Below are 14,015 nucleotides of genomic sequence, written 5' to 3'. Positions count from 1 at the left end.
ACCGCCCACCCCATGGACACCCCAGCACCCCAGCCCGCGCCGTACGACCTGCTCGGGGTCGGCATCGGCCCGTTCAACCTCTCGCTCGCCGCGCTCGCCGAGCCCGTCCCTGGCCTGCGCACGCTCTTCTGCGACCAGCGTCCGGAGTTCCGCTGGCACCCCGGGATGCTGGTCGACGGGGCCCGGATGCAGGTGCCCTTCCTCGCCGACCTGGTCTCGCTGGTCGACCCGACCAACCGCTGGTCCTTCCTCAACTACCTGCGCGAACAGGACCGGCTCTTCCCGTTCTACTTCGCCGAGCGCTTCCAACTGCCGCGCCGGGAGTACGACCACTACTGCCGCTGGGCGGCGGAGCGGCTCACCAACTGCCGGTTCGCCACCGTCGTCACCGCCCTGCACTGGGAGGGCGGGCACGGCACCGGCGGGCCGGGGGAGGGCGGGCTCTACCGGGCCGAACTGCTGGACGCCGTCACCGGACGGCGCGAGGAGGTCCACGCCCGCAACGTCGCGCTCGGCGTCGGCACCCGGCCCGTCCTGCCCGAGGCCTTCGCCGGCCTGGCCGGGCACCCGCGGGCCTTCCACTCCGCCGACTACCTGGACCGCCGCGCCGCCCTGGACGGCGCCCGCGACATCACCGTCGTCGGCAGCGGGCAGTCCGGCGCCGAGGTCTTCCTCGACCTGCTGCGGCGCCACGCCGACGACGGCGTCCGGCTGCGCTGGCTCACCCGGAGCAGGGCCCTCGCCCCCATGGAGTACTCCAAGCTCGGTCTGGAGCACTTCACCCCCGACTACACCCGCTACTTCCACGGCCTCCCCGAGCCGGTCCGCGACCACCTCGTCGAGGCCCAGTGGCAGCTGCACAAGGCCGCCAGCGCCGAGACCCTCGCCGAGATCCACGACCACCTGTACGAGCGGACCATCGGCCGCCCGATCGACGCCGACCCGGTCGAGATCACCCCCGGCACCGCCGTCACCGACGCCCGGCCCGGCCCCTGCGGAGGGCTCGAACTCCGCTGCCGGCACACCGACTCCGGCGCCGGGCGCCTGCTGCGCACCGACGCCGTCGTCCTCGCCACCGGCTACCGGGCCGCCCGCCCGGTCGCCCTGGAGCCGCTCGCCGGGCTGATCGACTGGGACGGCGCCGGGCGCTACCGGGTCGACCTCGACCACCGGGTCGCGACCAGGCCCGAGCTCACCGGCGGGCTGTACGTGCAGAACGCCGAACTCCACACCCACGGCGTCGGCACCCCCGACCTGGGCCTCGGCGCCCACCGGGCCGCCGTGATCCTCAACGCCGTCACCGGCCGGACCGTCCACCGGCTGCCCGCCCGCACCGCCTGGACCGGATTCGCCCCGCCGGAGCCGGCCGCCACCACCGCCCTGCCCACCGGCCCCGCCGCCACCACCACCGTCCCTCGCCCCCAGGAGCTCTCCCGTGCCGCAACCGCCGGCCGCTGAACCGTCGCTCTACCTGCCCCCGCAGCTCACCGCCGGGCACTGGCAGCGGGCCGGCCGCGCGCTGCTGGCCAAGATGCTCGGCGAGTTCGCCTACGAGGAGCTGATCACCCCGGTCCCCGGCGCCGCCGACGGCGAGTACCTGCTCCTGCTGCCCGAGGCCGAGTACCGCTTCACCGCCCGCCGCGGCGCCTACGACAGCTGGCAGGTCGACGAGGACTCCGTGCACTGCTCCCGGCCGGACGGCCTCGACCCGCTGCGCTTCCTCCCCTACGCCCGGCACACCCTCGGCCTGCGCGGCGAGACCACCGGCCACCTGGTGCGCGAGCTGACCGCCACCCTGCTCTCCGACGCCCACCAGCTCGCCACCGCACTCACCGCCGCCGAACTGGCCGACCTCGGCCACACCGAACTGGAGGGGCGGCAGGGCGGCCACCCGTGGATCGTCCCCAACAAGGGCCGGATCGGCTTCTCCGCCTCCGACGCCGCCCGCTGGACCCCGGAGGCGCGCACCCCGCTGCCGCTGCCCTGGATCGCCGTCCACCGCCGGCTCGCCCAGTACCGCGGCGTCCCCGGCCTCGCCGAGCCGGGGCAGCTGTACGCCCGCGAGCTCGACGACCCGGCGGCCCTGCGCGCCGCCCTCGGCCCGGACGCCGACGACTACCTGCTGCTGCCCGTCCACCCCTGGCAGTGGGACGAGACCGTCGTCCCGCTGTTCGCGCCGTGGATCGCGTCCGGCGAGATCGTCCCGCTGCCCTCCGACGGCGACCTGCGGCTGCCCCAGCAGTCCATCCGCTCCTTCTTCAACCAGAGCCGCCCCGACCGCTGCACGGTCAAACTGCCGCTCGCCATCCTCAACACCCTGGTCTGGCGCGGCCTGCCGACCGAGCGCACGCTCGCCGCCCCCGCCGTCACCGCCTGGATCCACGGCCTGCGGGACGCCGACCCGTTCCTGCGCGACGAGTGCCGGGTGGTGCTGCTCGGCGAGATCGCCTCCGTCACCGTCGACCACCCGCTCTACCGCGAGCTGCCCGAGGCCCCCTACCAGTACAAGGAGCTCCTGGGCGCGATCTGGCGCGAACCGCTCGGCCCCGCCCTCGACGCCGGCGAACGCGGACGCACCCTGGCCGCCCTGTTGCAGACCGGCGCCGACGGCCGGGCGCTGGCCGCCGAACTGATCACCCGCTCCGGCCTCACCCCCGCCGCCTGGACGGCCCGGCTGTTCGCCGCCATGCTGCCGCCGCTGCTCCACTTCCTCTACCGCTACGGCCTGGTCTTCTCCCCGCACGGCGAGAACGCCATCCTGGTCTTCGACTCCTCCGAGGCCCCCGCCCGGCTCGCGGTCAAGGACTTCGTCGACGACGTCAACCTCAGCGACCAGGACCTGCCCGAGCTGCGCGGGCTGCCCGCCGAAGTGGCCGGGGTACTGCTGCGGGAGGACCCGCAGGACCTCTGCCAGTTCCTCCACTCCGGCCTCTTCATCGGCGTCTTCCGCTACCTCGCCCCGCTGCTGGAGGCACAGACCGGCCTGCCCGAGGCCGAGTTCTGGGCGCTGCTGCGGGCCGAGGTCCTCCGGTACCAGGAGCGCTTCCCCGGGCTGAAGGAGCGGTTCGCGCTCTTCGACCTGTTCCGCCCCCGGATCGACCGGCTCTGCCTCAACCGCAACCGGCTGCTCCTCGACGGCTACCGGGACCGCCCGCACCGCCCGCACGCGGCCCGGCACGGCACCGTCCCGAACGCCCTCACCCCGGAGGGGACGGCCGGGCTCCCCGGGCAACGGGACCGGATTGTCACCCCCGCCCCGTAGGGTGGGAGGGTCATGACGAACGACTCCGAATCCCAGCTCCCCGCCGACGCCGCCGAGGAAGCCGCCGACGATTCGGCCGCCGCCGACGCCGCCGAGGCAGCCGTCCCGCGGGTCCGCCTCCCCGAGCTGCTGCACGCCGCGGTGGCGGCCGTCGGCGGTGTCGAGCGCCCCGGCCAGGTCCGGATGGCCGAGGCCGTCGCCGACGCCGTCGACCACGGCGAGCACCTCCTGGTGCAGGCCGGCACCGGCACCGGAAAGTCCCTGGCCTACCTGGTGCCGGCCCTCGCCCACGGGGACCGCGTGGTGGTCGCCACCGCCACCCTGGCGCTCCAGCGCCAGCTGGTCGAGCGGGACCTGCCGCGCACGGTGGAGGCACTGCACCCGGTGCTGCGCCGCCGTCCGCTGTTCGCGATGCTCAAGGGCCGCTCCAACTACCTCTGCCTGCACCGGGCCAACGAGGGCACCCCGAGCGAGGAGGGCGAGGGCCTGTTCGACCCGGTGGACGCGCTCGGCGGCCCCACCGGCAAGCTCGGGCAGGACGTGCTGCGGCTGCGCGACTGGGCGGACGAGACCGAGACCGGTGACCGGGACGACCTCAGCCCCGGCGTCTCGGACAAGGCCTGGGCCCAGCTCTCGGTGACCTCCAAGGAGTGCCTGGGGGCCACCCGCTGTGCGTACGGTCAGGAGTGCTTCGCCGAGAAGGCGCGCGAACGGGCCAAGCTGGCGGACGTCGTGGTCACCAACCACGCGATGCTGGCGATCGACGCCATCGAGGGCGCGCCGGTGCTGCCCGAGCACGGGCTGCTGATCGTCGACGAGGCGCACGAGCTGGTCAACCGGGTCACCGGCGCGGCCACCGCCGAGCTGACCGTCGGCGCGGTCAACCGCGCCGTGAAGCGGGCCGCCCGGCTCGCCAACGAGAAGGCCGTGGACGCCCTCCAGGGTGCGGCGGAGAACTACCACGGCCTGATGGAGACCGCGCAGCCCGGCCGGGTCGAGGAGCTGCCCGAGTACCTGGCGTACGCGGTCACCGCGATCCGCGACGCCAGCCGGCAGGTGATCACCTCGCTCGGCGAGACCAGGGACAAGGCGCTCAGCGACGAGGACGCGGTGCGCAAGCAGGCGATGGCCTCGGCGGAGGCGCTGCACGAGACGGCCGAGCGACTGCTCGCCGACTCCGAGTACGACGTGGTCTGGATCGAGCGCAGCGACCGGTACGGGCTGGGCACCGCCTCGCTGAGGGTCGCCCCGCTCAGCGTCTCCGGGCTGCTGCGCGAGGGCCTGTACAAGGAGCGGTCGGTGGTGCTCACCTCGGCCACCCTCAAGCTCGGCGGGGACTTCAACGGCGTGGCCGCCTCGGTCGGCCTGCCCTCGGAGGCCCGGCTGCCGGACGTGCGCGGGCCGGGGGACACCCCGGCGGCCGGTGCGGACTTCGGCGACGAGCCGGTGCCGCACTGGCGGGGCATCGACGTCGGCTCGCCGTTCAAGTACCCCAAGCAGGGCATCCTCTACGTCGCCAGGCACCTGGCCGACCCGGGCCGGGACCCGGAGCGCCCCGACATGCTCGACGAGCTGGCGGAGCTGATCGGCGCGGCCGGCGGGCGGACGCTCGGCCTGTTCTCCTCGATGCGCGGCGCCCAGGCGGCCGCCGAGGCGATGCGCGGGCGGCTGGACAACCGGATCCTGCTCCAGGGCGAGGACACCCTGGGCGAGCTGATCCGGGAGTTCGCCTCGGACTCCACCACCTGCCTGTTCGGCACGCTCTCGCTCTGGCAGGGCGTGGACGTGCCCGGTTCGGCCTGCCAGCTGGTGGTGATGGACCGGATCCCGTTCCCGCGGCCGGACGACCCGCTGATGAGCGCCCGGCAGAAGGACGTCGAACAGCGCGGCGGCAACGGCTTCATGGCCGTGGCGGCCACCCATGCGGCGCTGCTGATGGCGCAGGGGGCGGGCCGCCTGGTGCGCGCGGCGGACGACCGGGGCGTGGTGGCGGTGCTGGACCCGCGGGTCGAGACCAAGCGGTACGGCGGCTTCTTCCGGTCCTCGATGCCGGAGTTCTGGTACACCACGGACCGCAACCAGGTGCGGCGCTCGCTGGCGGCGATCGACGCCTCCGCGGCGCCGGTCCGGCCGGTGGTCAAGAAGGGCTGAGCGAACCGGGGGAGGGGCGGCGCGCTCCGGCAGGGGGCCGCACGCCCCGGACGGGCCGCGCCCCCAGGAAGGGCCGCGCGCTCAGGAGGGCCGCGCGCCCCCGGAGACGCCGGAGGGGCTCCCCGCACCCTGCGGTGGAGCCCCTTCCCGGTGCGTGCGGTGGCGGGCGCTCAGAGGCGGCGCAGGACGGCGACGACCTTGCCCAGGATGGTCGCGTTGTCGCCGTTGATCGGCTCGTAGGCGGGGTTGTGCGGCATCAGCCAGATCCGGCCGTCCTCGCGCTTGAGGCGCTTGACGGTGGCCTCGCCGTCGATCATCGCGGCCACGATGTCGCCGTTCTCGGCGACCGGCTGGCGGCGGACGGTGACCCAGTCGCCGTCGCAGATGGCCGCCTCGATCATCGAGTCGCCGCGCACGGTGAGCGCGAACAGCTCGCCCTCGCCGACCAGCTGGCGCGGCAGCGGGAAGACGTCCTCGACCGTCTGCTCGGCCAGGATCGGACCGCCCGCGGCGATCCGGCCGACGAGCGGCACGTACGAGGTGGACGGGCGCCCGGCCGTCTCGGCGGTGTTGGGGCGGGCCACCTCGACGCCGCGGACCTCGTAGGCGCGCGGGCGGTGCGGGTCGCGGCGGAGGAACCCCTTGCGCTCCAGGGCCATCAGCTGGTGGGCGACCGAGGAGGTGCTGGACAGGCCGACGGCCTGGCCGATCTCGCGCATGGACGGCGGGTAGCCGCGGCGCTGGACGGAGTCCCGGATGACCTCGATCACGCGGCGCTGGCGCTCCGTCAGCCCGGCCTCGTCGGTGCGGATGCCGGGGGGGCGCCCCGGCATCGAGCGCGCGGGGGCGGGGTGGGAGTCGTCCAGCACGGGGGAGTGTTCGATCGGCTGGTCGGGAACGCGGCCCGGGTGCGAAATGGCCGCGCCGGAGAGTCGGTGTTCTTCGCTACGGTCCATGCTGACGTCCACACTCTGCTGATTCGTGGTGCGCTGCCCCACCTTGAGCTGGGAGTGTTCCTGCACCGGGATGGTGTTGGTTTCGATCGTGTTCACGGCGGCCCCTCTCGACGGCTGTCCTCTCCCTTTTCCAGCCCAACGGCACCTCCTATCGAAAGGTTGCGCCAAACACACGTTCGAGTGAATTATTCGGGAGTTGGCTGACTCGATCAAGGCTTTGTTGTACATCGATTAAATGTTCGACTCGAAGTCGGTTCCGGCAGTCTAATCCGCATCGACACGCCAGGGGTGTCGCCTCCCCCGCAGACCTACATGTAGTGGCTACAGTCCTCACCGTGCCCAGTACTAGTGGTCACGTCGCATGATCAGCTTGGCGGGGCCGGGTCGTCTTCGCATAGACTCGACCGAGTCCGCACGTCCTGCCCGGGAGGGATCCTCAGGTGCACTGCCCCTTCTGCCGGCACTCCGACAGCCGCGTCGTCGACAGCCGGACCACCGAAGACGGCAGCTCCATCCGCCGCCGCCGGCAGTGCCCGGACTGCAGCCGCCGCTTCACCACGGTGGAGACGGCCGCGCTGATGGTCATCAAGCGCAGCGGCGTCACGGAGCCGTTCTCCCGGGAGAAGGTCATCTCCGGAGTCCGCAAGGCCTGTCAGGGCCGCCCGGTCACCGAGGACGCCCTCGCCCAGCTCGGCCAGAAGGTCGAGGAGTGCGTGCGGGGCACCGGCAAGTCCGAGCTCACCACCCACGACGTGGGCCTGGCCATACTCGGACCGCTCAAGCAGCTCGACGTCGTCGCCTACCTGCGCTTCGCCAGCGTGTACCAGGCGTACGACGGACTGGAAGACTTCGAGGCCGCCATCGCGGAGATCCGCGCCGAACGGCCCGTCCCCGAGGCGGACGGCACCTGCGTGCCCGTCCCCGCCGCCGCGCCCTAGGAGGCCCGGCTCAGCACACCGGCCCCCAGGGGCCGGCCGTCACACCGGCCCTTCGGGGTCGACGCGCGCCCGAAAACGGCGCACAGAACACCACAAACCGTGCGGAAACAGGCAGTCGCCGCCTGCCCGCACACCGGAAGAGCGAACCAGCGGTGCCCGGACTTTTCAGGGCACTTTGGGCGTTTGCCCAGGAGGAGGAGCGAGAAGTGACAGACACCACGAGCGGTTCCGCACGCGGGTCGAAGTCCGACAAGGCCACGACGAAGGGTGCCGGCAAGGCCCCCAAGGGCGGCCTGCGGATCGAGCGCATCCACACCACCCCTGGCGTCCACCCCTACGACGAGGTCCGCTGGGAGCGGCGCGACGTCGTCATGACCAACTGGCGTGACGGCTCGATCAACTTCGAGCAGCGCGGCGTCGAGTTCCCCGACTTCTGGTCGGTCAACGCGGTCAACATCGTCACCTCCAAGTACTTCCGCGGCGCCGTCGGCACCCCGCAGCGCGAGTGGAGCCTCAAGCAGATCATCGACCGCGTGGTGCTCACCTACCGCGCCGCCGGCGAGAAGAACGGCTACTTCGCCACCCCCGGCGACGCCGAGGTCTTCGAGCACGAGCTGACCCACGCCCTCCTCCACCAGGTGTTCAGCTTCAACTCGCCGGTCTGGTTCAACGTCGGCACCAAGCAGCCCCAGCAGGTCTCCGCCTGCTTCATCCTGGCCGTCGACGACTCCATGGAGTCGATCCTCGACTGGTACAAGGAAGAGGGCATGATCTTCAAGGGCGGCTCCGGCGCCGGCCTCAACCTCTCCCGGATCCGCTCCTCCAAGGAGCTGCTCTCCTCCGGCGGCAACGCCTCCGGCCCGGTCTCCTTCATGCGCGGCGCCGACGCCTCCGCCGGCACCATCAAGTCCGGCGGCGCCACCCGCCGCGCGGCCAAGATGGTCGTCCTGGACGTCGATCACCCCGACGTCGAGGCCTTCATCGAGACCAAGGTGAAGGAGGAGGAGAAGATCCGTGCCCTGCGCGACGCGGGCTTCGACATGGACCTCGGCGGGGACGACATCACCTCCGTCCAGTACCAGAACGCCAACAACTCGGTCCGCGTCAACGACGAATTCATGACCGCCGTCGAGAACGGCACCGAATTCGGCCTCCGCGCACGGATGACCGGTGAGGTCATCGAGACCGTCGACGCGAAGAAGCTCTTCCGCAAGATGGCCGAGGCCGCCTGGGCCTGTGCCGACCCCGGCATCCAGTACGACTCCACCATCAACCACTGGCACACCTGCCCGGAGTCCGGCCGCATCAACGCGTCCAACCCCTGCTCCGAGTACATGCACCTGGACAACTCCAGCTGCAACCTCGCCTCGCTCAACCTGATGAAGTTCCTGCGCGACGACGACTCGTTCGACGCCGAGCGCTTCGCCAAGGTCGTCGAGCTGGTCATCACCGCGATGGACATCTCCATCTGCTTCGCCGACTTCCCCACCGAGAAGATCGGCGAGACCACCCGCGCCTACCGCCAGCTCGGCATCGGCTACGCCAACCTCGGCGCCCTGCTGATGGCCACCGGCCACGCCTACGACAGCGAGGGCGGCCGCGCCCTGGCCGGCGCCATCACCTCCCTGATGACCGGCACCGCCTACCGCCGCGGCGCCGAACTCGCCGGTGTGGTCGGCCCGTACGACGGCTACGCCCGCAACGCGACCGCGCACCAGCAGGTCATGAAGCAGCACGCGGACGCCTCGCTCGACGCCGTCTCGGTCGACGAGCTGGACGCCCCGGTCTGGCTGGCGGCCAACAGGACCTGGCAGGACGTCGTGCGCATCGGCGCGCAGAACGGTTTCCGCAACGCCCAGGCCTCGGTGCTCGCCCCGACCGGCACCATCGGCCTGATGATGGACTGCGACACCACCGGCGTCGAGCCCGACCTCGCCCTGGTCAAGTTCAAGAAGCTGGTCGGCGGCGGCTCGATGCAGATCGTCAACGGCACCGTGCCGCGCGCCCTCAAGCGCCTCGGCTACCAGGACGAGCAGATCGAGGCGGTCGTCGCCCACATCGCCGAGCACGGCAACGTGGTGGACGCGCCCGGACTGAAGACCGCGCACTACGAGGTCTTCGACTGCGCGATGGGCGAGCGGGTCATCTCGGCCATGGGCCACGTGCGGATGATGGCGGCGATCCAGCCCTGGATCTCCGGCGCGATCTCCAAGACCGTGAACATGCCGGAGTCCGCGACCGTCGAGGAGATCGAGGAGATCTACTTCGAGGCGTGGAAGATGGGCGTCAAGGCGCTCGCCATCTACCGCGACAACTGCAAGGTCGGCCAGCCGCTCTCGGCCAAGAAGAAGGACGGCGAGGCGAAGGCCGCCAAGGCCGAGGACACCCCGGTCGCGGTCGAGAAGGTCGTCGAGTACCGCCCCGTCCGCAAGCGCCTGCCCAAGGGCCGCCCGGGCATCACCACCTCCTTCACGGTCGGTGGCGCCGAGGGCTACATGACCGCCAACTCCTACCCGGACGACGGCCTCGGCGAGGTCTTCCTGAAGATGTCCAAGCAGGGCTCGACCCTCGCGGGCATGATGGACGCCTTCTCCATCGCCGTCTCGGTCGGCCTCCAGTACGGCGTGCCGCTGGAGACCTACGTCTCGAAGTTCACCAACATGCGCTTCGAGCCGGCCGGTCTGACCGACGACCCGGACGTGCGGATGGCGCAGTCGATCGTCGACTACATCTTCCGCCGCCTGGCGCTGGACTTCCTGCCCTTCGAGACCCGCTCCGCGCTCGGCATCCACTCCGTCGAGGAGCGCCAGCGCCACCTGGAGACCGGCTCCTACGAGCCGCTGGAGGCCGAGGAGTTGGACACCGAGACGCTGGCCCAGTCCGCCCCGGTCGCCCCGGCGGCCCCGGTGGCCAAGCCCGCCCCGGCGGTCGAGGCCCCCAAGGCCACCCCGGCCCAGGCCCACAACTCGACGGAGCTGATGGAGATCCAGCTCGGCCTCAACGCCGACGCGCCGCTCTGCTTCTCCTGCGGCACCAAGATGCGCCGCGCCGGCAGCTGCTACCTCTGCGAGGGCTGCGGCTCCACCAGCGGCTGCAGCTGAAACTGGGCGGTATTGCATCCGCTGCAACATTTTCGACAGGCAGCTGAAGTAAGTCATGCCTGATCAGAGGGGCGTCAGCCTTGTGTTGACGCCCCTCCCCGCAGCGGCCGGCCTGGGGATACACCGGCTGTCTGAGCGCACGCAACGATGTTGCATCTGGCGCAACACTCAGAGGTCCCCTGTGTAGTTGCAGGTGGTAACCATGGACTTCATAGTCCACGACCTAGGACGGCAGCCCAAGGGTGCTGTCGTAGTGATCAACCTGTCCGGTAGTGCGGCGAACGTCCGGCTCATGGACTCGAGTAACTTCCACTCCTACAAGAGCGGTGGTCGCCACCAGTACGTCGGTGGCTTGGCGACCCAGACACCGGTACGGCTTGCCATCCCGAGCCACGGCCAGTGGTACGTAACCGTGGACATGATCGGTCTCAGAGGAACCGTTCGTTCCTCGGCCCGAGTTGAACCGCCGCCGCTCCCTGCGCTCCGGCCGATCCGTCAGGGATCGCTTGCGCAGATCAGACATGAACCACCGCCTGCGGCAGCCACGGACGAGTCGGTGTGGGATGTGTTCATATCGCACGCCAGCGAGGACAAAGCCGATGTAGCGGCTCCACTGGCTCGATGCCTGCAGGATGCTGGCGTGTCAGTGTGGCTTGACGCCCTGGAGTTGAAGATTGGGGACAGTCTTCGTCGCAGGATCGATCAGGGGCTTGCACGCAGTGGCTTCGGTGTCGTGGTCTTCTCGCGCGCGTTCTTCAAGAAGGGTTGGACGCAGTATGAGCTCGATGGGATTGTGACCCGGTCTGTGTCAGGTGAGCAGAGTCTCCTGCCGATCTGGCACAACATCACCAAGGATGAGGTCATCGCCCAAAGTCCTTCGCTGGCGGACAAGTTGGCCAGAAGCACCGCTCAGCACACTGTCGCGGAAATCGCGAGAGAGATCGCAGACGTGGTGATCGCGAGCAGGGCGACTGCTTCTTGAGGGCCTTGAATAGCCAGTCAGCTCACTGGCGGCCTCGTCAAGGGTGCCGACAACTTGTTGGCAGTGCAGTCCCGAGGATCTTCCAGCGGTGAGAACCGCTGGAACATGCCGAACGCCCGGCCGTAAGGGCTGGGCGCTCGGTGCAGTCAGGATGTGGTGTCCTGCTTGCGTCAGAACCTGCATCACACCACGTTCCGAGCTGCGACGCAAAACGGCTCGGAGGGAGGTGAATCGTATGGCAACGAACCCGAAGCAGACCGGGAAGAAGGCCGCCTCGGCTGCCGGTAGGGTCCTGTCGGACCCTAGGGCGACGAAGGCGGAGAAGACCGCCGCGGCCAGCGCCCTGGCGCAGACGCCGTCCGGCAAGGGAAAGAAGAAGTAACACCTCGCCGCCCTGGGCCCTGGCCCAGGGCGGCCTGCCCATGCCCGATGGCGGCTTGTAGTTCGCCGTGGCTCCGTAACCGATTCAACGATGTTGCGTTGGATACAACGTGACCAAGGCAGTTGAACTCGCCGGATCGGCGCGACTGATGCTCGTTGGTGGTGTCAGCTTCCTGGACCCCGCGCCGGCGGTCTTCGAGGCGATGCTTGAGGGATGGGCCACACAGCAGCGCGCGCGGTTTCTCAAAGCAGACACAATCCGGGCGCGGATCGATCTGGTACGCCGGTTCGCTAGCTTCACCAACCAGTACCCCTGGCAGTGGCAGGCGGCAGAAGCTGAGGAGTTCATCGCTGGCCTCCGGTCAGGGCAACGGCCGGTGATGGTCTCGACGGCCCGGGGCTACCAGAACGCGTTGCGGCTCTTCCTGGAGTACGTCACGGACGCGCGGTACGCGTGGCCGGCGGTATGTCAGGAACGGTTCGGCGATGTGCCGGCCCAGATCCTGCATGAGTGGAACACGGTGGCCCATACCTCGGAGTACGAGGGGCGACCGGGCCGACGGCCATTGAGCTACGACGAGGTGCAGGCGCTGCTGGATGCCGCTGACGCCAGGGTGGACGAGATCCGCTCGCGGCGACGCAAAGGAGCGGTGGCCGCGATGCGTGACGCGGCCTTGCTCAAAACGGTGTACGCGTTCGGACTGCGCCGACGGGAAGCTTGGGGGCTGGACGTGGTGGACCTGCGCCGGAACCCGAGAGCCGCCGACTACGGCAACTGTGGCGCGCTTTTCGTCCGATTCGGCAAGTCCTCGCGCGGTGGGCAACCCAAGCGCCGCACCGTGCTGACCGTCCCTGAGATGGACTGGATCGTTCCTGTCGTCCACCAGTGGGTGTCGGAGGTTCGCCCGCTCTTCGCGCCAGGAAGCCATCCCGCCCTGTGGGTAACCGAGCGTCGTGGCCGACTGTCGTGGCGGGGGATCAACGAAGCCTTCGAGGAGGCGCGCAATGCAGCCGGGCTACCTGAAGAACTTGATCTCCACTCGCTGCGGCACTCCTACGTGACGCACTTGATCGAGTTCGGATACCCGGAGAAGTTCGTCCAGGACCAGGTCGGACACTCCTACGCTTCCACGACAGCGATCTACACCGGTGTCTCTGACGAGTATCGCAACCGTCTGGTGCAGCAGTCGCTGCGACAGCGGCACGCTGACCTGTGGGAGCCGCAACAGTGATCAAAAAGATGGGATACCACTGGCACTTGCGCCAGGTCATGGCGACCCGGGGGATGTTCCAGACCAGCGATCTGGTGCCGCTGTTGGCAGAACGCGGTGTCCATCTGTCGCGCGAGCAGGTCTACCGCCTCGTCACGCAGTCCCCACAGCGCTTGTCGATGGACACCCTCGCCGCGCTGTGCGACATCCTCGGCTGCGGCGTCCAGGAACTGATCGAGGTGACAGTCGTAGAGCAGGTCGTGCGCAAGGCCGGCACGGCAGGACCCATCGGCGCGAGCGCGGCACCGCGCGTCCAAAGGGCCACGATCCGACGCCCGGACCTGTCGTGAACCGAGCTCAACGGCTGCAGGAGATTGTTGACCTGCTGGCACCACAACTGCCCTCCGTGACGCCGACGGCACTGCTCAGCATCGTCGATCGGGTCGCGCCGCAGAAGGCGCTGTTCTGGCTCCATCAGCACATCCAGTGTCACTCGGACGCCCTGACCAGCGGTAGCCCGGTGCTGCCCGCGGCCATGTTCCGCTTGCTGACGGAGCTGGAGGCGACCGGGGCCGAGGGGATCGTTGTCCCGCGTTGTGCCAGCTGCGGCAAGCGCCGCGCGCTGCGATGCACCGATAGGCAGGGCGCCCGCCTGTGTCAGATGTGTGCATCGCGCAGATCGGCACGCCCATGTGGGCGGTGCGGCAAGACGGCACCGGTCGCCGCTCGTGAGATCGAAGGCGTCGTTTGTCGGGACTGTTACCGTTCGGACCCCGCCCGCCACGAGGTATGCGCCATTTGCGGTCACGCCGGCTTCGTTGCCACCCGCGGGCCGAGCGGCGAGCCACAGTGCTCCAACTGTTACGCCCGCCCCGCACAGCAGTGCGTCAACTGTGGTGAATTGCGGCCCGCCAAGGCCAAGACAGACCTCGGCCCCGTGTGCGCCAGCTGTTACCGCCACCCCAAGCGCGAATGCGGAGGCTGCAAGCGAGTCGTTCGGATCAAGACCCGGGCCCGGGACGGACAGCCAGAT

10 protein-coding genes are annotated in these 14,015 nt (G+C 70.2%); 9 read left to right on the top strand and 1 reads right to left on the bottom strand.

The features are described from left to right. Nucleotides 1-12: 12 nt before the first annotated feature. From J5Y04_RS29365 to J5Y04_RS29355, 3 genes are read left to right on the top strand one after another with little or no spacing between them, the layout of a single operon-like run. A complete protein-coding gene (locus J5Y04_RS29365) occupies nucleotides 13-1,458 on the top strand; it encodes a lysine N(6)-hydroxylase/L-ornithine N(5)-oxygenase family protein (RefSeq protein WP_209415428.1) in 1,446 nt (481 codons plus the stop codon). Continuing rightward, the gene (locus J5Y04_RS29360; protein ID WP_307853362.1) at nucleotides 1,436-3,262 is read left to right on the top strand and encodes an IucA/IucC family siderophore biosynthesis protein; all 1,827 of its coding nucleotides are present in this window, start codon (nucleotides 1,436-1,438) and stop codon (nucleotides 3,260-3,262) included. Before J5Y04_RS29365 ends, J5Y04_RS29360 begins: the two co-directional genes overlap by 23 nt. 12 nt (nucleotides 3,263-3,274) lie before the next feature. After that, nucleotides 3,275-5,413 (top strand): ATP-dependent DNA helicase, encoded by a 2,139-nt coding sequence (locus J5Y04_RS29355; RefSeq protein ID WP_209415427.1) that lies wholly within the window; start codon nucleotides 3,275-3,277, stop codon nucleotides 5,411-5,413. A 170-nt stretch (nucleotides 5,414-5,583) separates the two neighbouring features. Here J5Y04_RS29355 and lexA read toward each other — a convergent pair whose 3' ends face one another. Beyond that, nucleotides 5,584-6,246, bottom strand: coding sequence for a transcriptional repressor LexA (lexA, locus tag J5Y04_RS29350; RefSeq protein WP_224281048.1), 663 nt, complete (start codon nucleotides 6,244-6,246; stop codon nucleotides 5,584-5,586). A gap of 563 nt (nucleotides 6,247-6,809) precedes the next feature. On the opposite strand from lexA, the gene nrdR reads away from it, so the two are divergent. The 6 genes from nrdR (at nucleotide 6,810) to J5Y04_RS29320 (ending at nucleotide 13,332) form a co-directional block, all read left to right on the top strand. Beyond that, nucleotides 6,810-7,307: a transcriptional regulator NrdR gene (gene nrdR / locus J5Y04_RS29345; protein ID WP_148642709.1), complete on the top strand. Its 498-nt coding sequence runs from the start codon at nucleotides 6,810-6,812 to the stop codon at nucleotides 7,305-7,307. A gap of 206 nt (nucleotides 7,308-7,513) precedes the next feature. Further along, on the top strand, nucleotides 7,514-10,408 hold the full coding sequence (locus tag J5Y04_RS29340; protein WP_209415426.1) for a vitamin B12-dependent ribonucleotide reductase: 2,895 nt from the start codon (nucleotides 7,514-7,516) through the stop codon (nucleotides 10,406-10,408). 202 nt (nucleotides 10,409-10,610) lie between these two features. Beyond that, nucleotides 10,611-11,390 (top strand): DUF1883 domain-containing protein, encoded by a 780-nt coding sequence (locus J5Y04_RS29335; protein WP_209415425.1) that lies wholly within the window; start codon nucleotides 10,611-10,613, stop codon nucleotides 11,388-11,390. A 235-nt stretch (nucleotides 11,391-11,625) separates the two neighbouring features. Continuing rightward, the gene (locus J5Y04_RS29330) at nucleotides 11,626-11,772 is read left to right on the top strand and encodes a hypothetical protein (protein ID WP_209415424.1); all 147 of its coding nucleotides are present in this window, start codon (nucleotides 11,626-11,628) and stop codon (nucleotides 11,770-11,772) included. Nucleotides 11,773-11,920: 148 nt separating this feature from the next. Further along, complete coding sequence (locus tag J5Y04_RS29325) at nucleotides 11,921-13,003, top strand: tyrosine-type recombinase/integrase (RefSeq protein ID WP_209415466.1); 1,083 nt, start codon at nucleotides 11,921-11,923, stop codon at nucleotides 13,001-13,003. Then, nucleotides 13,000-13,332: a helix-turn-helix transcriptional regulator gene (locus tag J5Y04_RS29320; protein ID WP_209415423.1), complete on the top strand. Its 333-nt coding sequence runs from the start codon at nucleotides 13,000-13,002 to the stop codon at nucleotides 13,330-13,332. Before J5Y04_RS29325 ends, J5Y04_RS29320 begins: the two co-directional genes overlap by 4 nt. Nucleotides 13,333-14,015 lie beyond the last annotated feature (683 nt).

Source organism: Kitasatospora sp. RG8, assembly GCF_017813315.1.
In the GTDB taxonomy this organism is placed as follows: domain Bacteria; phylum Actinomycetota; class Actinomycetes; order Streptomycetales; family Streptomycetaceae; genus Kitasatospora.
This window is presented reverse-complemented; position numbering and strand designations above follow the sequence as displayed.

Excerpts from the sequence above, each read along its gene's own strand:
- J5Y04_RS29335 (WP_209415425.1), top strand. The coding sequence starts at position 10,611 with ATGGACTTCATAGTCCACGACCTAGGACGGCAGCCCAAGGGTGCTGTC.
- J5Y04_RS29330 (WP_209415424.1), top strand. The coding sequence starts at position 11,626 with ATGGCAACGAACCCGAAGCAGACCGGGAAGAAGGCCGCCTCGGCTGCC.
- J5Y04_RS29325 (WP_209415466.1), top strand. The coding sequence starts at position 11,921 with ATGCTCGTTGGTGGTGTCAGCTTCCTGGACCCCGCGCCGGCGGTCTTC.
- lexA (WP_224281048.1), bottom strand. The coding sequence starts at position 6,246 with ATGCCGGGGCGCCCCCCCGGCATCCGCACCGACGAGGCCGGGCTGACG.
- J5Y04_RS29365 (WP_209415428.1), top strand. The coding sequence starts at position 13 with ATGGACACCCCAGCACCCCAGCCCGCGCCGTACGACCTGCTCGGGGTC.
- J5Y04_RS29355 (WP_209415427.1), top strand. The coding sequence starts at position 3,275 with ATGACGAACGACTCCGAATCCCAGCTCCCCGCCGACGCCGCCGAGGAA.